The following is a 20,812-nucleotide window of genomic DNA, read 5'->3' on the forward strand; positions in this document are numbered from 1 at the left end:
GCCACCATGTCCTTTGGCGAGCATAGGTCCTGTCTGGGGCGGCGGTGAGGTGAGTACGTTGATCGGGTGAGCGCTGATCAGATCCAGGACAACCCGTTCGCCGACCTCGCCATCGACCTGCCGGATCTCGCGGTGCTGCAGGGCCAGACCGCCGCCGCGTCCGTAGCGGACCGGCCGTACGGCGAGATGGCCGCCGGTGTGCGGTGGGTGGCCACCGTACGATCCGGCGCCCGAGCGCCTTTCGAGCAGATCCAGGCGATCGTGCTGGCCGCCGACCACGGCATCGCCGCGCAGCGAGTGTCCACCGCCGAGCCGGCCGCATCGACCGAACGCGCCAAGGCAGCACTGTCCGGCGCTTCGACGCTCAACCTGCTCGCCGAGGCCGCCGGCGCGCAGCTGGCGGTCATCGATGTGGGGCTGGACTCCGAGCCGCTGGGAGAGCCGTCCGCGCGACGGGTCCGACGCGGCAGCGGTGTGCTGGGCTCCGAGGACGTACTCACCGCCAGCGAGGTGGCCGCGGCGATCGCGCTCGGCCGCTCTCTCGCCGACGAGTACGTGGACGCCGGTGCCGACCTGTTGGTGCCGTGCATCATCGGCGTCGGCGCCTCCACGCCGGCGGCCACCCTGGTCGCCGCGGTGCTGGGCGACGAGCCGGCCGCGATGACCGGCCGCGGCAGCGGGATCGACGACAACGCGTGGATGCGCAAGTGCGCCGCCGTACGGGACGGCCTGCGCCGGGCCCGGTCCCGGCCAGCCGACCCGGCCGGCATCCTCTCGGCGGCCGGCGGTGTCGACATCGCGGTCGTCACCGGGCTGGTGTTGCAGGCCGCCAACCGGCGCACACCGGTGCTGCTGGACGGCGTGGCCGTACTGGCCGGGGCACTGGTGGCGTCCGAGGTCTCGTACGCGGGCACCGACTGGTGGTGGGCGCCGCAACTCGGCGACGACCCGGCCGAGCTGAAGGCCGCCGAGGCCTTGCACCTGACCGCGCCCACCGCCCGCCTCCGGCTCCGCCTCGGCGACGGCGCCGGCGCTCTCGCGGTGCTGCCGCTCTTCCAGTCGATGCTCCGCCTCGCCGCCCGTACCCACTCCCAGTAACCGCCCAGCGAGTGGGTGTTGACCGCAATGGCAGGCGTGGGTGGTTACGGGGAGTCGGCGTTGCGGCCAAAGGGGCTTCAGGCGAGGTCGAGGGACTCGCAGGCCTGCCAGGCGAGCGGGCTCAGCCACGGCCGGAGGCGGCCGAAGAAGCGCCGGAGGGCCTCCTCGTGCTCCACTCGGAAAGCCGGGCTGACCTGCGCAATGTCCAGTTCGTTGGCGGCCGACAGCTCGGCGAAGTCACGCAGCCGGTCAGCCGGCGGCTGGTACGTCTCGCCGGTGAAGCGGTCCCGGAACAGCACCTTCTCGGCGGACAGGGTCGGGTACGTGGCGGCGCGGTCGCAGCTCGCGTAGAAGTAGACCAGCGCCTCCGCCTCGATGCCCGTCAACGTACGAAGCTGCTCCCGCCGCTCCAGCGGCAGCAGCGACTCCGCGAAGCCGTCGGTGCCGTAGAAAGCGTGCGCCAGACCGGCGAGCTGGAGCGCTGGCCGAGCACCCCAGCCGCGCAGTTCTTCCGACACCCGGCGTAAATGGGCCAGCAGCGTGCCACCCGGGTGCTCCATCCGGTCAGCGCCGTGGGAGACAAGCAGGTCAACTACCGCTTCTTCAGCCACATCCATCAATCAATTCTGCGTCCGTCGTACGCACCGCGCGCCGGACTGCCGAAAATGCCACATTCCTTGCGCTCGAACAAAACCTATGCTGGCGGCGTCGGCTCCGCGCTGGACTGGTCCGCCGGCTTGGACGGCGGTGCGGTCGGCTCCTTGGTCGGCGGCGGCGCGGACGGGCTGGGCGTCGGCTTCGCGGACGGCGAGGGCGTGACCGGCGACGACGGGCCGATGCTCGGCGACGGATGCGGCGAAGGCGTACCAGAGCTGCCACCACCAGGCTCCCGGTCGCTGCCGCGCTTGGGCGTGCCGCTGCCACCGCCGATGCTGGTGCCGCCGTCCGGCTTGCCATGCAGGATCGAGGTCAGCGAACCGCCGCCGACCAACTCGACCCCGACCACTACCCCAGTGCCCAGCGCGAACACCAACGCCGCCAGCACGGCGACCCGGCCCCAGCGCAGCTGGCGCAACAAGTCCAACCATCGGGCGGGAGCCGATTCGACCTGAGGAGTCGACTGTTGCGCCAGGTCGGAACCCTCGACGCGGGCAGTTGCCCGAATCGGCCCGGCGGTGGGGCGCAGCTGGGCGGTGCCCTCGCCGCCTTGGCCGAAGCCGATCGTCGAGTCGCTGACCTTCTTCATCAGCGTTGTCTCGTCGGCTGGTCGAGCCGCTCCCGCGCCCGGCACCGTGCTCGGCCGCGGAGGCCGTGGAGGCGGCGGCCCGAGCCGGGCTGGATCAGTAGTCGGCTCCGGCCCGCCGGACCGTACGACGGTGGTGTCGTCGGGCACTACCCGCAGCTGCGAGATGGCCTGCACCGGAATCACCTTGCGCAGGGTCTCGTTCGTACGACGCAGCGAGGCTTTGTAGACGGAGGTGCCGACGGTGATGATCACCGAACCGAAGCCCGCGCCGATCAGGGTGCCGGCGACTCCGAAATACGACGCGGCGACGGCCGACGTGACCGCCGCGAGGGCTCCGGCGATGACCTGGGTGAAACTCAGGTCCAGCCGCGCCTTGATGGACGGCTTCGGCTGGGTTTCATCATCGCGGTCAGGCGAATGCGGGGCGGTCATTAGTCCTTACGAGGTCGAAATTCCGGTCTTCTTTGACCCTTCTCTCTTCATTCATCGATCGGGAGCACCCGCTGTGTTCCAGGATGTGAGTGAGCGCACCACCGGCACCGTACCCCGGCCATTCCCGGCTGGCACTTTTTGCCGTCCGGTGGCCGAAAACTAGCGTACGTGTGAAGGCACAAAAGGCGGCGTGGTGACAATCATCGCCTGCCGGCGGCCGCGTACGTCCACCTCGACCTCGTCGCCTGGTTTCACCCCGGCGGCGGTGTCCAGCAAAGCCAGCCCGATCCCGGTTCGCAGGGTCGGCGAGAAGGTTCCGCTGGTGACCTCGCCCACCACGGTGTCGCCGGCGAGCACCTGCATGTGCGCCCGCGGGATGCCGCGGCCGGTCGCCTTCAACCCGGTCAGCCGGCGGCGCGGTGCCGGCCGCTCGGCGACCAGCACGTCCCGACCCCAGAACGCCGGCTTGTCCCAGCCGACCGCCCACGCCGACCGGGCCTGGACGGGAGTGATGTCCATCGACAGGTCCTGGCCGTGCAGCGGATAGCCCATCTCGGTACGCAACGTGTCGCGAGCACCGAGTCCGGCGGCGCGTACGCCCAGGTCCTGGCCCGCCGCGAGCAGCGCGTCCCACACCTGGACGGTGTGCTCCACCGGGATGACCAGCTCGTATCCGTGCTCGCCGGTGTAGCCGGTCCGGCAGGCCACCACCTCGGCGCCGGCCACGTGGGTGTCTACGAAAGACATGTAGTCGTGGTCGGTCGGCACGTCGAGCCGGTCGAGCAGCTCGGCCGAACGCGGTCCCTGCACGGCCACGACGCCGTACGACTCGTGCCGACCGACGACCTCGATGCCGGCCGGCGCGGCGGCTGTGAGCCGGCGGACCACCTCGGCGGTGTTGGCCGCGTTGGGGACCAGGAAGACGTGGTCCGGGCCGTAGAGGTAGGCGATCAGGTCGTCGACCACGCCCGCCGAAACGTCGTCGCAGCACAGCGTGTACTGGGCCTGGCCCGGCGCGATCTTGCCGAGATCAGCGGTGAGGCAGCTGTTCACGAAGTCGGCGGCGCCGGGGCCGCGCACGGTCGCCTTGCCGAGATGGGACACGTCGAAGATCCCGACGGCTTCCCGTACGGCCGTATGTTCGGCGATGACCCCACCGCCGGCGTACTCGATGGGCATCTCCCAGCCGCCGAAATCGGCGATCTTGGCGCCGGCCTCAACGTGCCGGGCGTGTAGCGGGGACCGTCGCAGCGGGTTCTCACTCATAACAGGAACCTAACGTCTGCGACCCGGGGCCCGGCCAGCGGCAACACACCATAAGCTGACTGACGTGATCACACTCGACCTCTCCGCCGACTCCGCCGCCACGACCGTCGCGGACGCGGTCGTCATCGGGATCCACAGCAGCCCCGACGAGGATGGACCGGTGCTCGCGGCCGGTGCGGAGAGCCTCGACAAGGCGCTCGACGGCGCCCTCGCCGCGACCTTGCGCCAGCTCGGCGCGAGTGGCTCGGCCAGTGAGGTCACCAAGCTGGCCACCCTCGGCGCCACTACCGCCCCGGTGGTGCTGGCGGTCGGGCTCGGCGGCGAACCGGCGGACGGTGAACCGATCGACCAGGACACCCTGCGGCGGGCCGCAGGGGTGGCCGTACGGGCGCTCAAGGGCAACGAGCGGGTCGCGCTCGGCCTGCCGCTGGGCGACCTCGACGCGGTTCGTGGGGTGCTCGAAGGGGCTTTGCTCGGCGGGTACGAGTTCATCGCGTACAAGACGCCGTCGGCGAACGGCCGCAAGGAGCCGGTCTCCCAGCTCACCCTGCTCGTCGGCGACGCGCTGGACAAGGCCGACAAGGCCCTGAAATCCGAGGTCAAGCGCGCACAGACGGTGGCTGAGGCGGTCCGGCGGACCCGCGACTGGGTGAACACCCCGGGCAACTACATGCGGCCGCCGTCGCTCGCCGACGCGATGCGGGACGCGGTCGCCGGCAGCGGCGCCAAGGTCGAGGTGCTCGACGACGCCGCGCTGCGCAAAGCCGGCTTTGGCGGCATCCTCGCGGTCGGCGACGGCAGTGACGCGCCGGCCCGGATGGTCCGGATCACGTACTCACCGCGCGGCGCCAAGAAACACGTGGCGCTGGTCGGCAAGGGCATCACCTTCGACACCGGCGGCATCTCGATCAAACCAGTCGCCGGCATGGGCAAGATGAAGAGCGACATGGCCGGCGCTGCCGCCATCGTCAACACGATCATCGCCGCCGCCACCCTCAAGGTGAAGGTGAAGATCACCGCGTACGCGCCGCTGGCCGAGAACATGCTCTCCGGTGCCTCGTACCGGCCGGGTGACGTGGTCACCATGTACGGCGGGAAAACCGTGGAGATCATCAACACCGACGCCGAAGGCCGGATGGTGCTCGGCGACGCGATCGCGCGGGCCGCCGAGGACGACCCCGACTACCTGATCGAGACCTCCACGCTGACTGGCGGCCAGGTCGTCGCGCTGGGCAACCAGACCAGTGGCGTGATGGGTTCGGAGGACCTGCGGTCCCGGGTCGTGGAGGCCGGCGGCCGGGTCGGCGAGGCCATGTGGCCGATGCCGCTGCCCGACGACGTACGACACGGCATGGACTCCCCGATCGCCGACCTCTCGCAGACCAACCACAGCGGCGAGCGGGCCGGCCACATGCTGCAGGGCGGCGCTTTCCTGGCCGAGTACGTGCCCGAAGGTCTGCCCTGGGCGCACATCGACATCGCCGGCCCGAGCTACCACTCCGGCGGCGCGTACGGCCACATCGTCGGCGGCGGCACCGGCGTCCCGGTGCGTACGATCCTGGACCTGCTCGACGACATCGCCGAGAACGGCTGAGGGCCGCGTGCACAATCGGATTCCGATTGTGCACGTCGGGTGCCGCTGACCAGCACTAGCGCTCAGTGCCGCAACAATCGGACATTTCCTACGTGACATTTCTCAAGATGTCCGGTCTCATGCTTACCTGAGCCGTTGTTTCCCTGTTGAGCAACGGAAAGGAACGCATGAGCCTGTTCCGTACGACCGCCCGCGCGGCGGTTCTCCTCGGCGCAGTCGGTGCGCTGGTGGCGCCTGCGGCGAGCTACGCGGCGCCGGCCGCGGTGTCCGGCTACTTCACCGACGACGGTGTCCGCATCCGGTCCCAGCCGAACCCGTTCGATCCAAACAACGTGGTGGGGCTCGGCTACCGCGGTCATTCGGTGACCGTCTACTGCTTGTTCAACGCCGACGCGAACGGCAACTTCTACCAGCTACGCGACAACACGACAGGTGTAAGCGGCTATTCGAGCATCGCCTACACCCACGCCAACGGTGACGTGAGCTACTGCCCGAACGGCAGCGGCTGACCGCCGTCCGTCCGCAACGACTCGCTTGCACGAGACCTGGATCCACCGGTTCTGCGTGGAGGTGAAGAGCTTTGCCCTTCACCCAGCGGTGGATCCAGGCTCCGGCGAGTGGTCAGTCCATGGAACCGCGCGGGACGACCCACTCATGCGGCTGGCCAGTGACATCCGCGATCAGGTCGAAGTCGTGGTCATAGTGCAGAATCGTCAGTCCGCGGCGCTCGGCAGCGGCGGCGATCAGCAGGTCTGGCAGCTTTCGACCACGTCGGCCGGCAGCGGCCAAGGCTCTTTGCACTCCCCCGGCTCGCGCCAGGTCGCCTGGCTCCACATCCACGGCCACGAGCGTGCGATTCGCTCTCAGCAACGCATCCCATGCGTCGGCGTTGCGAGCAGAAGCTCCGACTTCGAGGTCGGAGAGCGTGCACCGAGCCAGACTCGACGTTGTCATCAACCGACGTACGGCCGCGCGAACACCATCGTGTTTGGCGATGCGAGCCAGCACGCTGGTGTCTGCCAGGTGCGTCAGCGCCACATGTCCTCCCTGTCAGGGAGGTCCATCGTCGACCAGACGTCGAGAGCCGCATCGATCGTGTCGCCACTGAGCGTCCGCCCGGTCGCGAGGTTCAAAGCGGCGTTCACCGTGTCCTTGATCGTCTTGGTGCCGAGATGCTCCTGAGCAGCGGCAAGAGCGCCTTCATCCAGATCCACGAGATGCTTCACAGGACGAGTATATACCAGCCACTCCGGGTATATCCTGAGTGGTAGGTCAGGACTTGAGGGACGGGAAGTCGTCCTCGGTGAACTCGCCGTCGACCTTCGTGTCGGAGTCGCCGTGTACGTCCCGTTCCCGCCCCCGCAGCTCTACCCGGCGGATTTTGCCGGAAATCGTCTTGGGCAGCTCGGCGAACTCCAGTCGCCGGATTCGCTTGTACGGAGCCAACTGCTCCCGCGCGAATCGCATGATTGACTCAGCGGTCTCGGCGGTCGGCGAAAATCCGGCCGCCAGCACTACGTACGCCTTGGGGACAGCCAACCGGATCGGGTCCGGCGAAGGCACCACCGCGGCCTCCACCACGGCCTCATGCTCAATCAGCACACTTTCCAGCTCAAAGGGCGAAATCCGGTAGTCCGAAGCCTTGAACACGTCGTCCGTACGCCCCACATAGGTCACGTAACCATCCGCATCACGCGATCCCACGTCACCGGTGTGGTAGTAGCCGCCGCGCATTGCCTCGCTGGTCCGCTCGTTGTCATCGCGATAGCCAGTCATCAATGCCACCGGACGATGGGCCAGATCCAGGCAAATCTCGCCTTCCTCAGCCGGCTGGCCGGTGATCGGGTCGACCAGTTCGACGACGTACCCGGGCAGCGGGCGGCCCATCGAGCCGGGTTTCACCTGCTGCGAAGGAGAATTACCGATCTGCGCGGTGGTTTCGGTCTGCCCGAAGCCATCCCGCAGCGTCAGCCCCCAATGTTGCTTGACCTTCTCGATAACTTCGGGGTTCAGCGGCTCACCGGCGCCGACGACTTCGCGTACCGGCACCTTGACCTTGCTCAGGTCGGCCTGGATCAGCATCCGCCACACCGTTGGCGGCGCACAGAAACTCGCCACATTGCACCGTACCAACTGATCCAACAACGCGGTGGCGTCAAAGCGCGCGTAGTTGTAGATCAGCACGGTCGCTTCCGCGTTCCACGGCGCGAAAACGTTGCTCCAAGCATGTTTTGCCCAACCTGGCGACGAAATATTAAGGTGTACGTCTCCCGGTTGCAGCCCGATCCAGAACATCGTCGACAGATGCCCCACCGGATAGGACGCGTGTGTGTGTTCGACGAGCTTGGGCTTCGCGGTCGTACCAGAAGTGAAGTAGAGCAACAAAGGATCGCTCGCCTGCGTCGGCCCATCGGGCTCGAAATCGGGCGAGGAGTCGTACGCGTCGCGGTAGCTCAGCCAACCCTCGACCGGCTCCCCCACCGCGATCCTGGTGTAGTCACCGGCCACCTCCGCGAACTTCGCGGCATCAACGGATCCGACCACCACATGGCGGGCGTTGCCGCGGTCGACCCGGTCACGCAGGTCCGCCGGCCCGAGCAGGGTGCTGGCCGGGATCAGCACGGCACCGAGCTTGATGCACGCGAGGATCGTCTCCCAGAGCTCGATCTGGTTGCCCAGCATCAGGATCAGCCGGTCGCCACGACCCACGCCGTGGCCGCGCAGCCAGTTCGCCAGCCGGTTCGACCGCTCGGACATCTGCGCGAACGTGAGCTTGCGCTCCGAGCCGTCCTCCTCGACCACCCACAACGCGATGCCGTCGTTGTCCTTCGCGACCACGTCGAGCCAGTCGAGCGCCCAGTTGAACTCGGTCAGCTCCGGCCAGCGGAACTGGGCGTACGCGGTGTCGTAGTCCTCGCGGTGGGCGAGGAGAAAATCGCGGGCGGTACGGAAGGTTTCGGTCGACGCGTTGGCCATCGCTGCTCCCTGACTGGGCAGTCAAAGTCGGGTGATGAGCAACACTAACGAGCGCGCGGGGACCTCGCGAGGGCGCTTGCCCGAACGGAGTGCCAAGATGGGGATCGTCCCACGTCAAACGTCAGGAGAACCCGTGACAGACGGCAACACCGTGTACGACATCGTCATCCTCGGTGGCGGCAGCGGTGGGTACGCCTGCGCATTGCGCGCGGTCGACCTGGGCAAGTCCGTTTTGCTGGTCGAGAAAGACAAGGCCGGCGGCACCTGCCTGCACTACGGCTGCATTCCGACGAAGGCTCTGCTGCACGCCGGCGAGGTCGCCGACCTCAGCCGCGACGGCATCCAGTTCGGCATCAAGACGACACTTTCGGGCATCGACATGAGTGGCGTCCACTCGTACAAGGACGGCATCGTCGGGCGCCTCTACAAGGGCCTGCAGGGCACCCTGAAGTCGCGTGGCGTCACGTATCTGGAGGGTGCCGGCAAGCTCGTCTCGCCGACCGCCGTCGAGGTCGACGGCCAGCGGTACGAGGGCCGGCACGTCGTCCTGGCGACCGGGTCGCAGCCCAAGTGGTTCCCCGGTTTCGAGCCGGACGGCGAGCGGATCCTCACCAGCGAGCACGCGCTCAAGCTCGACCGCGTACCAGCCAGCGTGGTCATCCTCGGCGCCGGCGCGATCGGCGTCGAGTTCGCGTCGATCTGGCGGTCTTTTGGCGCGGACGTCACGATTGTCGAGGCGTTGCCGAATCTCGTACCGCTGGAGGACAAGGACTCCTCCAAGCTGCTGGAGCGGGCGTTCCGTAAGCGCAAGATCGCTTTCCACACCGGCACCAAGGCGTCCAAGGTCGAGAAGACCGACTCGGGTGTGAAGGTGTCGCTGGAGAACGGCAAAGAGGTCGAAGCCGAGATCATGCTGGTGGCGGTCGGTCGCGGGCCGGTGTCCGCCGACCTCGGGTACGAGCAGCAGGGCGTCCAACTCGACCGCGGTTTCGTGAAGGTCGACGAGTATTGCCAGACCGCCGTCGAGACCATCTCCGCCGTCGGTGACCTGATCGCCACCCCGCAGTTCGCGCACGTCGGCTTCCAGGAAGGCATCCTGGTCGCCGAGCGGCTCGCCGGCCTGCAGGTGATGCCGATCGACTATGCCGGCATCCCACGGATCACGTACTCCGACCCGGAGGTCGCCTCCGTCGGCTACACGTCCGAGCAGGCGACGGAGAAGTACGGCGAGATCAAAGAGGTGTCGTACAACCTCGCCGCGAACGGCAAGTCGCTCATCCTGCAGACGCAGGGCGCGGTCAAGGTGATCGCCGCGAAAGATGGTCCGGTCGTCGGCGTACACATGGTCGGTGCCCGGGTCGGTGAGCTGCTCGCCGAGGCCCAGCTGATCTACAACTGGGAAGCTTTCCCGGCCGAGGTGGCGCAGTTCATCCACGGCCACCCGTCGCAGTCCGAGGCCATCGGCGAAGCGCATCTGGCGTTGGCCGGCAAACCGCTACATTTCCACAATTAGACGCAGCCACAATTAAAACAAACCTGTAGGAATCAAAGGGAGTCGCAACCGACATGCCGGTCTCCGTCAAACTGCCCGCGCTTGGCGAAAGCGTGACCGAGGGCACCGTCACCCGCTGGCTGAAGCAGGAGGGCGATCAGGTCGAGGCCGACGAGCCTCTACTGGAGGTGTCCACCGACAAGGTCGACACCGAGATCCCGTCCCCGGTGTCAGGCACGCTGAGCAAGATCGTGGTCGCCGAGGACGAGACCGTCGAGGTCGGCGCCGAGCTGGCCATCATCAACGACGGCGGTAACGCTGGCGAGGACGACGCCGGTACGAGCGAGGCCGCTCCCGCCGAGCAGCCCGCCGCCGAGCCGGAACCCGAGCCCGAACCCGCGGCCCCCGCCGCTGAGGCTGAGCCGGAGCCCGTACAAGCGCAGGAGAAGCCTGCCTCGGGCGGCTCTGAGGGTGGCACGCCGATCACCCTGCCGGCGCTCGGCGAGTCCGTCACCGAGGGCACCGTCACCCGCTGGCTGAAGCAGGTCGGTGACAGCGTCGACGTCGATGAGCCGCTGCTTGAGGTCTCCACCGACAAGGTCGACACCGAGATCCCGTCGCCGGTCGCCGGCACCCTGCTGGAGATCAGCGTCGCCGAGGACGAGACCGCTCCGGTCGGGGCGCAGCTCGCGGTGATCGGTACGTCCGGTGGCTCGTCCGCGCCGGCTGCCGCCGCTCCCACTCCTGCTCGGGAAGCCCCGAAACAGGAAGCTCCGCAGCAAGAGGCTCCGCCCGCACCGGCTCCTGCTGCCGCCCCCGCCCCGGTGGCTCAGGCTCCAACCGCCGCCCCGGCGGCGCAGACCTCGAACGGCGAGGCGGCCGGCGCGTACGTCACGCCGCTGGTCCGCAAGCTGGCCGCTGAGCACAACGTGAGCCTGGCCAGCCTGACCGGTACGGGTGTCGGCGGCCGGATCCGCAAGCAGGACATCCTGGACGCCGCTGAGAAGGCGAAAGCCGCCGCCGCGAAGCCCGCACCGGCAGCCGTCGCGGCTCCGGCAGCTCCGTCAGCGCCGGCCGCCAAGCCCGGTGCCGTCAGCGAGGCCGCCGCCGCGCTGCGCGGCAAGACCGTGCCGATGACCCGGATCCGCAAGGTGATCGCCAAGCGGATGGTCGAGTCGCTGCAGGTCTCCGCGCAGCTCACCACGGTTGTCGAGGTCGACGTCACGACCATCGCGAAGCTGCGCAATCAGGCCAAGGCCGACTTCGCGGCCCGCGAGGGCGTGAAACTCTCGTTCCTGCCGTTCTTCGCGCTCGCGACCGTCGAGGCGCTACGCCAGCACCCGCAGGTCAACGCGACGATCAACGACAACGAGACGGTCACCTACCACGACGCGGAGCACCTGGGCATCGCAGTGGACAGCCCACGCGGCCTGCTGGTCCCGGTCGTCCACAACGCCGGCGACCTGAACCTGGGTGGCCTGGCCCGCAAGATCGCGGACCTCGCCGAGCGGGTGCGTACGAACAAGGCCAGCCCGGACGAGCTGGGTGGCGGTTCGTTCACGCTGACCAACACCGGCAGCCGGGGTGCGCTGTTCGACACCCCGATCCTGAACCAGCCGCAGGTCGGCATGCTCGGCACCGGCGCGGTGGTGAAGCGGGCCGTGGTCATCGACGACCCCGCGCACGGCGAGATCATCGTGCCGCGCTCGATGGTCTACCTGGCCCTCACGTACGACCACCGCCTCGTCGACGGCGCCGATGCGGCCCGCTTCCTGGTCACCATCAAGGATCGGCTGGAAGCCGGCCAGTTCCACAGCGAAGTAGGCCTCGGCTAGCTCCGGTGTTGTTGATCTTGGTTAGTTGGCCCGTACGAAAAGGATATTCCGAACCGATGTCCGTTTTGCGTAGGCCAACTAACCAAGATCAACTTCCTGCGGCCATCAGCGGGAGTATGGGTAGATGAAGATCGCGATCACCGGGGCAAGCGGGATGATCGGTACGGCCCTTCAGCCTCTGCTGCGCGCCGACGGCCACGAAATCCTCCGGCTGGTCCGACGCGAGCCAGCAGCGCCGGACGAGGCTCAATGGGATCCCGACCACCGAAAGCTCGATCCGACACTCTTGTCCGATGTGGACGCGGTGATTCATCTAGCCGGCGTCGGTGTCGGCGACAAACGTTGGACTTCGGCGTACAAGAAACTTCTGGTGGACAGTCGAGTTAATGGTACGTCCGCGGTCGCCCACGCCCTGGCCGAAGCTGCCGCGGACGGGCGGCAGCGCGTGTTGTTGTCCGCGTCGGCGGTCGGTTGGTACGGCGACACCGGCACGATCCCGGTCGAGGAGTCGACGCCCGTCGGCGACGGATTCCTGGCCGATCTCGTACGGCAGTGGGAAAAAGCGACAGCGCCCGCGGCCGACGCTGGCGTGCGGGTGGTGCTGATGCGCAGCGGATTGGTCTGCGGCCGCGGTGGCGGTGTCATGGGCCGGATGCTGCCACTATTCAAGGCCGGCGTCGGTGGCCCGATGGGCTCAGGCAAGCAGTACTGGCCATGGATCAGCCTCCCCGACGAGCTTGCCGCGATCCAGTTCTTGCTTACCGCAAAAGACATTTCCGGACCGGTGAACCTGACCGGCCCGACACCGGTGACCAATGCGAAGTTCAGCCACGCACTCGGCCGGGCGCTGCACCGGCCGGCGTATCTGCCGGTACCCGGCTTTGCCCTGCGGATCGCGCTTGGCGAATTCGCTGACGAAGGCGTGTTGGCGGGCCAACGAGCGCTCCCGCAGAAACTCGTCGATGCCGGTTTTTCCTTCCAGCACCCCGACGTCGATGCCGCGATGGCCTGGATCGCCAGCTAGCCGAGATAACCCGTCGCGAACTTGACCTTGTGGTGGTGAACATCGCCGGGCTTGACAGCGAAAACGTCGAGTTCGCGGACGGTGAATGGCCCGATCCGGCCGATTCCTTGACGGCTGTGGTCGATGCACGTCGAATGGGGCACATCGCACCTGCCAGAGGGCTGCTCGTCGACACGATCATCGAGGAGAGTTCACGTGGGTATCCGGCTCATCGCCACCTTCACCGCTATCGTCACCGCCGCTGGGCTGCTGGTCTCACCGGCCGCGGCGAGGCACGCCCCAAAACCACCGGTGGTGACCTCCGGGAACGCCCGGTTTGAGGTTCTCTCCCCGGCCCTGATCCGGATGGAATACGCCGGCGACACGCGGTTTGTGGACGCGGCGACCTTCAACGCGATCGGGCGCGACAGTTTTTCGCGTACCGACTTCACCTCACAGACCAGCAATGGCTGGCTCACGATCCGCACGTCCGCGTTGACCTTGCGATACAAGGTCGGCTCTGGCCCGTACACGGCGAGCAACGTCTCGGTGGAACTGCGCAACGGCGCGCAGCAGGTGACCGCGCATCCCCTCTTCCCGGGCACCGCCGAATGTACGATCGGCGCGCTCTGTGAGGCGGAAAAGGCAGGTCTCAGCGGGGTTTCGGTGGCCACCGACCACACTGGATTCACCGGCACCGGTTTCGCGGCCGGCTTCGAGGACACCGGTGATTCGCTCAGTTACCGAACCACAGCGGCGACCACCGGCACGTACCTTTTTCGCGCCCGCTATGCGAACGCGCTCGGCGGCGACGGGCAAAGTGTCACTCGTACGCTGAGTGTGAGCGTCGACGGCGGCGCACCCAGTGCGCTCACTCTCCCGGTCACCGGGAGCTGGGACACTTGGGCGCTGGCCAACACCAATCTGATTCTTCCGGCCGGAGACCACACTGTCACCGTCGCCAAAGCAGCAAGCGATTCCGGCCATGTCAACCTCGACAGTCTTGCCGTCACCAGCGCGGACGCGCCCTATCCAGGGCCGGGCCAGCAGGCCCAGCCATGCCCGTACGGCACGGTTTGCGAGGCGGAGAAGGCAAACCTGACCGGCGGCGCCTCGCAGCAGAGCGACCACAACGACTTCTCCGGCGACGGGTTCGTCGCCGGGCTCACGCAGGCCGGCGCCGCCGCGGCCGTGCACCTGACCGGAGTGCCGGCGGCGGGAACGTACGCATTGCAGCTGCGATACGCGAACGCGCAGTCCGCTGCTCGTACGATCGCGGTAAACGAGGTGCCCGCCACGCTGCCACCCACCAGCAGCTGGGATTCCTGGCGGATCAGCAGCATTCCGGTCAACCTCCAGGCCGGCGACAACACGGTGACCATCGGCTGTCCCGACGCCGATTCCTGCCATCTCAACCTCGACACGGTGGCGGTCACCCGTACCGGTGCCGCGCTGCTCGCCCCACACGCGCCGCTTGGCGGATATCGGCGCAGCCTGGACGGCGTGAATGGCGCGGCACTGACCACGCCTGGCCTGCTCTACCAGGACGGCTGGTATTTGCTCGACGACACCACGTCCGCGATTTTCGACCCAGCGAGACAATCGGTGACAGCGCGGACGAATCACGGGGGCGAGCCTTACCAGGACGGTTATCTTTTCGCGTACGGGCAGGACTACAAGCGTGCATTGTCCGACCTGGCCACCCTGACCGGGCCGCCCAAACTGCTGCCGAGGTGGGCGTACGGGCTGTGGTATTCGAAGTATTACGACTACCACGAGGCTGACTACAAGACCATGCTCGCGAAATTCCGGTCCGAAGGCGTGCCACTGGACGTACTCGTCACCGACACGGACATCAAGTCGCCGGACACCTGGGACGGCTGGGAAATAGACCCGGCGAAATTCCCGAATCCTCAGGAGTTTTTCGACTGGTCCGCGTCCATGGGCCTGCACAACACCCTGAACATCCATCCCAGCGTACTCAGCTCCGATCCGCAGTTCGCCCAGGCGATGGCCACCGCAAAGGGAAAACTCACCAAACAGAATGCCAACTGCTACACCGACACGTCACACGCGGGCGACTGCTATGTCTTCGACTGGTCAGATCCTGACCAACTCGCCGCGTATCTCAACCTGCATCAGGGCATGGAAAGCCAGGGTGTCGACTTCTGGTGGCTGGACTGGTGTTGCGAGCCGTCGCAGTCCTCCGCGGCCGGCGTCACCCCGGATGCCTGGATCAACCAGCAATACGCCCATAACACGAGCAAGAACATCGGTCGAGGTTTCGCCTTCTCGCGCGCTTTCGGGTCGCTGCAGGCCGGTGGTTACAGCGGCCAGCAGGGGTTGCCGACCGGTCCGTGGGCCGACAAACGCACCACCGTCCACTTCACCGGTGACACGACTTCGTCATGGGACACCCTGAAATTCGAGGTCGGCTACACACCGGGCGAAGCCGCGTCCACTGGATTGTCGGCAACCAGCCATGACATCGGCGGCTTCAATGCCAACCAGTCGAATCTGCCGGACGACCTTTACGTGCGTTGGGCCCAGCTCGGCGCCTTCCAACCGATCTTCCGGTTCCACGGCAACCACAGCAATCGGCTGCCATGGGAGTACGGTGACGCGGCCCGGGCGGCCGTTGAGAAATTCCTGAATCTGCGGGAAAACCTGGTGCCGTACACATACAGCCTCGCGGCGGAGGCGAACCGTACCGGCGTGCCGATCGTCCGCCCGACCTACCTCGAATATCCCGGCCAGCCTGACGCGTACGCAGCGGCCGGCGGTGAGTATTTCTACGGCCCGAGCGTCCTCGTCGCGCCGACGACAACCGCGGGCACCACCGCCACCACCTCGGTCTGGGTGCCGCCGGGTCAGTGGACCGACTACTTCACCGGCGTCACGTACACCGGGCCGTCCACAGTGGACATCAGCAGCACCTGGTCGACGATGCCGGTGCTCGTCAAGTCCGGCGGGATCTTGCCGCTGAGAACCGGAAACGTGACCAATGACGTACAGAATCCGCTGACCGCCGCCACTGTCAACGTCGCGGTCGGTGCCGATGGCGCGTTTTCCCTTTATGAGGACGACGGTACGACGACGAACACCTCCGCCTACGCGACCACCGCTGTCACCTATGCCGACCACGGCCACCGACTGGCCATCGCGCCGTCGTCCGGCACCTTCGCCGGACAGGTCCAGCAGCGGACCTGGACCGTACAGTTCCAGAACGCTACCCCGCCGACCAGCGTGACGATCGACGGAAGGTCCACCAGCCAGTGGACCTGGTCGGCGAGCACCCGAACTCTGACGGTCAATGTCGGCAAGAAGTCAGTGCACGCGCCGACCGTGGTGGGTTACCGCTAGACGGTGTGGAGTTCACGCTGGGCGATGGCATGCTCGTCCGTACGGGAGTCATAGCGCCAAAAGTCGCGCAGCCACAGTGCGGTCACGCCCACGCCGACGCAGCAGAGCACGCCGCCGGACAGGATCGCGGACCGTACGCCGGTCAGGTCCGCCATCATGCCAGCGCGGGCCTCGCCACCGAGCGGCCCGATCGAGTAGGACAGCACCTCGATCCCGGCCAACCGGCCGCGTTTGGAGTCCGGGATGGTCTGGTTCCAGATCACCGAGCGGAACAGGCCGCTCATCATGTCCGCGCCACCAGCGACCGCGAAGGCGACCAGCACCAGCCAGATCGAGTTCGTCAGCGCGGCGACCGCGGTGGCGGCGCCCCAGGTCGCGGCGGCCAGCACCACCGCGCGGCCGTGGTGATGGACCCGGGAAGTCCAGCCGCTGGTCGCGGTGGCGAGCAGGCCGCCGACCGTACCGGCCGAGTAGAGCAGCCCCAACACCGTCGGTTGTTTCAGCACTTCCGAGGCGTACGCAGGAAAAAGCACTACCGGTGAGGCCATCAGCATCGCGACCATGTCCACCAAGTACGTGCCGAGCAGGTCCTTTCGCCGGACCGCGTAACGGATGCCATCCACAATGGACGCCACCGACGGCGGCTGGCCCCCGTCAGTGACCGGGTAGCGCCGCAGGCCCGCGAAAAGAGCGGTCGCGGCGATCAGCCCAGCCACGTCGATCCCGAACGCCAGCGGCACCCCGACCTGCGCGATCACGATGCCGCCCAGGGCCGGACCGACCAACATCGACAGCTGTACGCCAAAAGACGACAACGCGACCGCCGCCGGCAGCTGCGCGTGGCTGACCACCCGCGGCAGCAACGCCTCCCGGCTGGGCCGCTGCAGCGACGCGACGGCCGCCAACAGCGCGCCGAGGACATAGATGATCCAGACCTGCGGATGCGGCAACATTGCGTTCCCGAGCAGGCCCACGGTCAGCAGCACCTGCCCGACCCCGGTGAGCACCAACATCGTCCGCCGGTCGACGTGATCGGCCAGCGCGCCGCCATAAAGACCGCAAACAATCAGTGGCAGCAACTCAATCAGCCCCAGCGCGCCGACCGCGAAGTTGGAGCCGGTCAGGTGGTAGAGCTGGAACGGCAGCGCCACATACGTGATCATGAAGCCGAAATAGAAAACCGTGCCGGCCGCGAACAGGATCCGGAAATCCCGGTCGCCGCGCAACGGGGTCACGTCCAGTCGCAGGGACGCCAACCGGCGCCGCCAACCAGGATTCTCGACTTGATCGTCTTCAGACACGTCGTCACATTTTCCTGGGCGACGGCCGGCCCGGCAAACGATTTACCAGCGTTAACGGCAGGTCGGTACCGAGACGAACCGGCCCACCGAGACGTAGCCGGCATACATCCAGCCGGTGACGGAGGTCGTGTTGTCCGTCGCGTAATACCAGAAGTTGTCCTCGTTGCCGTTGTTACAGTGCACGGTCAGCGAGTGGTTCGAGTAGCAACTTCCCAGCACCGCGCCATTGGGCCACGAGCTGCGAATGTTCGTGCCATCGGAGCACTGGCCCGGCACGTCCGGCGTGGACATCGGGCGAGCCACCGCGGCACTGGCCGGTGCCGCCGAGAAAATCGCACCGGCTATCGCCGCACCCGCCACCGCTACCAGCACCTTGTTACCCACCAACACCGTCACCTCTTCGCTCGAATGAGAAACCGCCCGATTCAGGCGGTATTTCGAGCGTACTGAATGACAATTGTCACCCAAGCGGGCCGATTCGGTCCTAGTAACCGAAAACACATTTATCGCGCGGCGCGAGGTCCGAGCCGCTCAGGTGGCGTACAGATGCGATCGCGGTGCCGGCCACAACCACGGCGGCCGGCGCCCCGTCCACCTGTGCCGAACGGCACGAGTCAGGTCCCCAGCGAAGCCGCACGCTCCGCCCGGTGCCACAGACAGCGTTGTTGGCTATTCCTCGATCGTGATGGCCTGGGAGGGGCAGATCATCGCCGCGTCCCGTACCGCCGCCGCGTACTCAGCGCCCGGCGATGCCTGCAGCAACACCACCAGGCCATCGTCCTCGTCCTGGTCGAAAACGGCCGGCTCGGTCATCACACACTGTCCCGATCCGATGCATTTGTCACGATCCACGATTATCTTCATGTTCTTCTCCTACCAGCTAACCGGAAGTTCGTGCACTCCATACACGATCATGTCGTGCTTGAACCGGATCCGCTCGGGCGGGATGGCCAGTTTCATGGTCGGGATCCGGCGGTAAAGGGTCCCGTAGACGACCTGCAACTCCACTCGGGCGAGCGGCTGCCCGAGGCACTGATGGATGCCGTACCCGAAAGCGACGTGCTGGCGGGCCGATCGGGCCAGGTCCAGCGCGTCCGGGTCGGCGAAGGCGTCCGGATCACGGTTCGCCGCGTCGCCGGCCACGATTACGCCCTCCCCGGCCCGAATCAACTGGCCGGCAACGGTCACGTCCTCGGTGGCGACCCGGCGCCGCCCACTCTGGGTGATCGTCAGGTAGCGCAACAGCTCTTCGACCGAGCTCTTGACCAGCGCCGGGTTCGGGTCCGTACGCAGCAGCGCCAGCTGGTCCGGGTTCTGCAGCAGCGCCGCGGTGCCCAGCCCAATCATGTTGGCGGTCGTCTCGTGGCCGGCGACCAGCAGCAGCCGGGCCATCCCGACGATCTCCTGCCGGGTCAGGGTCCCAGCGCGCAACTGCTGGACTACGAGCCGGCTGATCAGATCGTCGGCCGGCTCACGGTCCTTCGCGTCGACCAGCTCGGTCAGGTACGCGCCGAGTTCCTGGGTCGCCTGCAGCGCCTCTTCTTTGGTGGTGGCTGAAGAAATCAGCCGCCGACTCCAGCCTTGGAAACGGTCGTGGTCCTGGTACGGGACTCCGAGCAGCTGGCAGATCACCAGCGATGGCAGCGGCAGTGCGAAATCCCGCACCAGGTCGGCCGACGAACCGTTCGCCAGCATGTCGTCGATCAGACCGTCCACAATGGACTGAATGGGCGCCCGCAGCGCCTCCATCTGGCGCATCGTGAAGCTGCTGATCAACATCCGGCGCAACCGGGAGTGCTCCGGGTCGTCCATGTTGATGAACGACCGGAAATGCTGGCGGCTGATCGAGCTCGCGACGCTCACGCTCGGATAGCCGGACAGTCGCGAGTCCGCGCTGAAGCGGCGGTCCGCCAACACCGCCCTCGCGTCCGCATAGCGGGTGACGAACCAGACCTCCTGGCCATCCCAGTTGCGTACCCGGCTGATCGGCTCAGTCTCCCGCAGCTGTCCATAAGCCGGCGGTGGGTCGTACGGGCACTGCCGGCTCATCGGAAATGCGGGGGTCTCCTGAGTCTGCGTCATGGTGCCGCTCCTCCCGATTGGATAGTTAGCTTAGCTTAGCTAACTAGCAGTCTGGCGGGCAATCATGTGGTTTGTCAGACTCCGTTGGCGGCCGGAGTGCCTGCGGCGGGCCGCGTCCGATCACGTCGCCAGACCCGACCCAGTTGGCGGTCGGACCTACCGCCAATGACCGGGAACGGCCTGGCGGCCGGTGTAGTCGGCCATCGCGACACAGCAGAATGAGCCCATGACGGAACCGACGATCTTGGCTACCTCCGGCGGCTGGAGCCGCGGGTCTCGCTATCAGCTGACATACGGCCCACTGCTGCACCTCGCGCTGGAGCTGTCCGGCGTGGATGGCCGCCGGCCGAAGGTCTGCCACATCGGCACCGCCGGCGGAGACCAGCAGTTCTGGCTCGCCGCCGAGGACGAGGCGGCCCGGCTGGCCGGCGTCGAGGCGAGTCACCTGAACCTGTTCCCGATGCCGAACGTCGACGACATCGAGGCGCACCTGCTCGACCAGGACGTGATCTGGGTGAACGGCGGCAGCGTCGCGAACCTGCTGGCCGTCTGGCGCGTCCACGGCCTCGACGAGATCTTCCCGCGGGTCTGGCAGGCCGGCGTCGTCCTCGGCGGAGTCTCGGCGGGCTCGCTGTGCTGGCACATCGGCGGCACCACCGACTCGTACGGCCCGGACCTGCGGCCAGTCACCAACGGCCTCGCCATGCTCCCGTACTCGAATGGCGTGCACTACGACAGCGAGAAACAGCGCCGTCCGCTCTTCCAGAAACTGATCGCTGACGGCACGCTGCCAGCCGGCTACGCCACCGACGACGGAGTGGGGCTGCTCTACCGCGGGACGATTTTCGTCGAAGCACTCACCGAGGTCCCCGACCGAGGCGCCTACTTCGTCGAACCCACCGGCGACGGCACCGCCACTGAGACCGCTCTGCCCGTACGGCTGCTCCCCTCACCCTCCTGACCGTCGCTCTCGCTGCACAATCGGATTCCGATTGTGCAGGTCTACCTAGTAGTACTTTGTTAGGTTCGTAGAATTTGGTGGCAGGTATGGCATGCGCCGGCCCAGGTGGCGAGGATGTGCTGGATTTCTCGTATTATTTGGTAAAGGGTTGGGGGTGGGCCGG

The 20,812-nt window shown here is 67.0% G+C and carries 19 protein-coding genes; 8 read left to right on the forward strand and 11 right to left on the reverse strand.

Features of this window, described 5'->3' with window-relative positions; all coding sequences use genetic code 11:
• Window positions 1-66: 66 nt before the first annotated feature.
• Window positions 67-1,098, forward strand: a complete 1,032-nt coding sequence (locus tag ABD301_RS30735; RefSeq protein ID WP_344313777.1) for a nicotinate-nucleotide--dimethylbenzimidazole phosphoribosyltransferase — start codon at window positions 67-69, stop codon at window positions 1,096-1,098.
• 77 nt (window positions 1,099-1,175) lie between these two features.
• On the opposite strand, the gene ABD301_RS30740 is transcribed toward ABD301_RS30735, so the two are convergent.
• From ABD301_RS30740 to gcvT, 3 genes are all read right to left on the reverse strand, one after another.
• A complete protein-coding gene (locus ABD301_RS30740) occupies window positions 1,176-1,715 on the reverse strand; it encodes a DUF6817 domain-containing protein (protein WP_163567943.1) in 540 nt (179 codons plus the stop codon).
• A gap of 77 nt (window positions 1,716-1,792) precedes the next feature.
• A complete protein-coding gene (locus ABD301_RS30745; RefSeq protein WP_344313778.1) occupies window positions 1,793-2,776 on the reverse strand; it encodes a hypothetical protein in 984 nt (327 codons plus the stop codon).
• Window positions 2,777-2,935: 159 nt separating this feature from the next.
• Window positions 2,936-4,042 carry a glycine cleavage system aminomethyltransferase GcvT gene (gene gcvT / locus ABD301_RS30750; protein WP_344313780.1) on the reverse strand — a complete coding sequence of 369 codons (1,107 nt, stop codon included), beginning with the start codon at window positions 4,040-4,042 and terminating at the stop codon, window positions 2,936-2,938.
• A gap of 64 nt (window positions 4,043-4,106) precedes the next feature.
• Here gcvT and ABD301_RS30755 point away from each other — a divergent pair, with 64 nt between their 5' ends.
• Both ABD301_RS30755 and ABD301_RS30760 read left to right on the forward strand, forming a co-directional pair.
• Window positions 4,107-5,636: a leucyl aminopeptidase gene (locus ABD301_RS30755; RefSeq protein WP_344313781.1), complete on the forward strand. Its 1,530-nt coding sequence runs from the start codon at window positions 4,107-4,109 to the stop codon at window positions 5,634-5,636.
• A gap of 167 nt (window positions 5,637-5,803) precedes the next feature.
• The gene (locus ABD301_RS30760; RefSeq protein WP_163567946.1) at window positions 5,804-6,145 is read left to right on the forward strand and encodes a hypothetical protein; all 342 of its coding nucleotides are present in this window, start codon (window positions 5,804-5,806) and stop codon (window positions 6,143-6,145) included.
• A 112-nt stretch (window positions 6,146-6,257) separates the two neighbouring features.
• Here ABD301_RS30760 and ABD301_RS30765 read toward each other — a convergent pair whose 3' ends face one another.
• Genes ABD301_RS30765 through ABD301_RS30775 form a run of 3 tightly spaced genes read right to left on the reverse strand, consistent with a single transcriptional unit; the run spans window position 6,258 to window position 8,612 of the window.
• On the reverse strand, window positions 6,258-6,674 hold the full coding sequence (locus ABD301_RS30765; RefSeq protein WP_344313783.1) for a PIN domain-containing protein: 417 nt from the start codon (window positions 6,672-6,674) through the stop codon (window positions 6,258-6,260).
• On the reverse strand, window positions 6,665-6,862 hold the full coding sequence (locus tag ABD301_RS30770) for a hypothetical protein (RefSeq protein ID WP_344313784.1): 198 nt from the start codon (window positions 6,860-6,862) through the stop codon (window positions 6,665-6,667). Before ABD301_RS30770 ends, ABD301_RS30765 begins: the two co-directional genes overlap by 10 nt.
• A 46-nt stretch (window positions 6,863-6,908) precedes the next feature.
• Window positions 6,909-8,612: an AMP-binding protein gene (locus tag ABD301_RS30775; protein ID WP_344313785.1), complete on the reverse strand. Its 1,704-nt coding sequence runs from the start codon at window positions 8,610-8,612 to the stop codon at window positions 6,909-6,911.
• 97 nt (window positions 8,613-8,709) lie between these two features.
• Between ABD301_RS30775 and lpdA the strand changes: the two genes are divergently transcribed.
• The 3 genes from lpdA (at window position 8,710) to ABD301_RS30790 (ending at window position 12,963) form a co-directional block, all read left to right on the forward strand.
• Complete coding sequence (gene lpdA / locus ABD301_RS30780; RefSeq protein WP_163567948.1) at window positions 8,710-10,125, forward strand: dihydrolipoyl dehydrogenase; 1,416 nt, start codon at window positions 8,710-8,712, stop codon at window positions 10,123-10,125.
• A 53-nt stretch (window positions 10,126-10,178) separates the two neighbouring features.
• Window positions 10,179-11,939, forward strand: a complete 1,761-nt coding sequence (gene sucB, locus ABD301_RS30785) for a 2-oxoglutarate dehydrogenase, E2 component, dihydrolipoamide succinyltransferase (protein WP_344313786.1) — start codon at window positions 10,179-10,181, stop codon at window positions 11,937-11,939.
• 124 nt (window positions 11,940-12,063) lie between these two features.
• A complete protein-coding gene (locus ABD301_RS30790) occupies window positions 12,064-12,963 on the forward strand; it encodes a TIGR01777 family oxidoreductase (RefSeq protein ID WP_344313788.1) in 900 nt (299 codons plus the stop codon).
• Here ABD301_RS30790 and ABD301_RS30795 read toward each other — a convergent pair.
• Window positions 12,960-13,106, reverse strand: coding sequence for a hypothetical protein (locus ABD301_RS30795; RefSeq protein WP_279579953.1), 147 nt, complete (start codon window positions 13,104-13,106; stop codon window positions 12,960-12,962). The two genes, ABD301_RS30790 and ABD301_RS30795, sit on opposite strands and share 4 nt — an antisense overlap.
• A gap of 52 nt (window positions 13,107-13,158) precedes the next feature.
• On the opposite strand from ABD301_RS30795, the gene ABD301_RS30800 reads away from it, so the two are divergent.
• Window positions 13,159-16,305 carry a TIM-barrel domain-containing protein gene (locus ABD301_RS30800; RefSeq protein WP_344313790.1) on the forward strand — a complete coding sequence of 1,049 codons (3,147 nt, stop codon included), beginning with the start codon at window positions 13,159-13,161 and terminating at the stop codon, window positions 16,303-16,305.
• Here the strand turns inward: ABD301_RS30800 and ABD301_RS30805 are convergent.
• From ABD301_RS30805 to ABD301_RS30820, 4 genes are all read right to left on the reverse strand, one after another.
• Window positions 16,302-17,606, reverse strand: coding sequence for an MFS transporter (locus ABD301_RS30805; protein WP_344313791.1), 1,305 nt, complete (start codon window positions 17,604-17,606; stop codon window positions 16,302-16,304). The genes ABD301_RS30800 and ABD301_RS30805 overlap by 4 nt on opposite strands.
• 51 nt (window positions 17,607-17,657) lie before the next feature.
• Window positions 17,658-17,996 carry a hypothetical protein gene (locus tag ABD301_RS30810; protein WP_344313792.1) on the reverse strand — a complete coding sequence of 113 codons (339 nt, stop codon included), beginning with the start codon at window positions 17,994-17,996 and terminating at the stop codon, window positions 17,658-17,660.
• 279 nt (window positions 17,997-18,275) lie between these two features.
• Window positions 18,276-18,470: a ferredoxin gene (locus ABD301_RS30815; RefSeq protein ID WP_163567950.1), complete on the reverse strand. Its 195-nt coding sequence runs from the start codon at window positions 18,468-18,470 to the stop codon at window positions 18,276-18,278.
• Window positions 18,471-18,479: 9 nt separating this feature from the next.
• Window positions 18,480-19,688: a cytochrome P450 gene (locus ABD301_RS30820; RefSeq protein ID WP_344313793.1), complete on the reverse strand. Its 1,209-nt coding sequence runs from the start codon at window positions 19,686-19,688 to the stop codon at window positions 18,480-18,482.
• 226 nt (window positions 19,689-19,914) lie between these two features.
• Here ABD301_RS30820 and ABD301_RS30825 point away from each other — a divergent pair, with 226 nt between their 5' ends.
• Entirely contained in the window at window positions 19,915-20,649 is a 735-nt protein-coding gene (locus ABD301_RS30825; RefSeq protein WP_344313795.1) for a Type 1 glutamine amidotransferase-like domain-containing protein, read from the forward strand.
• The last annotated feature ends 163 nt before the right edge of the window (window positions 20,650-20,812 follow it).

This window comes from Fodinicola feengrottensis, from assembly GCF_039530045.1.
Taxonomy (GTDB): domain Bacteria; phylum Actinomycetota; class Actinomycetes; order Mycobacteriales; family HKI-0501; genus Fodinicola; species Fodinicola feengrottensis.

Excerpts from the sequence above, each read along its gene's own strand:
- ABD301_RS30745 (WP_344313778.1), bottom strand. The coding sequence starts at position 2,776 with ATGACCGCCCCGCATTCGCCTGACCGCGATGATGAAACCCAGCCGAAG.
- ABD301_RS30815 (WP_163567950.1), bottom strand. The coding sequence starts at position 18,470 with ATGAAGATAATCGTGGATCGTGACAAATGCATCGGATCGGGACAGTGT.
- ABD301_RS30825 (WP_344313795.1), top strand. The coding sequence starts at position 19,915 with ATGACGGAACCGACGATCTTGGCTACCTCCGGCGGCTGGAGCCGCGGG.
- lpdA (WP_163567948.1), top strand. The coding sequence starts at position 8,710 with ATGGGGATCGTCCCACGTCAAACGTCAGGAGAACCCGTGACAGACGGC.
- ABD301_RS30740 (WP_163567943.1), bottom strand. The coding sequence starts at position 1,715 with ATGGATGTGGCTGAAGAAGCGGTAGTTGACCTGCTTGTCTCCCACGGC.
- ABD301_RS30760 (WP_163567946.1), top strand. The coding sequence starts at position 5,804 with ATGAGCCTGTTCCGTACGACCGCCCGCGCGGCGGTTCTCCTCGGCGCA.
- ABD301_RS30820 (WP_344313793.1), bottom strand. The coding sequence starts at position 19,688 with ATGACGCAGACTCAGGAGACCCCCGCATTTCCGATGAGCCGGCAGTGC.
- sucB (WP_344313786.1), top strand. The coding sequence starts at position 10,179 with ATGCCGGTCTCCGTCAAACTGCCCGCGCTTGGCGAAAGCGTGACCGAG.
- ABD301_RS30790 (WP_344313788.1), top strand. The coding sequence starts at position 12,064 with ATGAAGATCGCGATCACCGGGGCAAGCGGGATGATCGGTACGGCCCTT.
- gcvT (WP_344313780.1), bottom strand. The coding sequence starts at position 4,042 with ATGAGTGAGAACCCGCTGCGACGGTCCCCGCTACACGCCCGGCACGTT.
- ABD301_RS30775 (WP_344313785.1), bottom strand. The coding sequence starts at position 8,612 with ATGGCCAACGCGTCGACCGAAACCTTCCGTACCGCCCGCGATTTTCTC.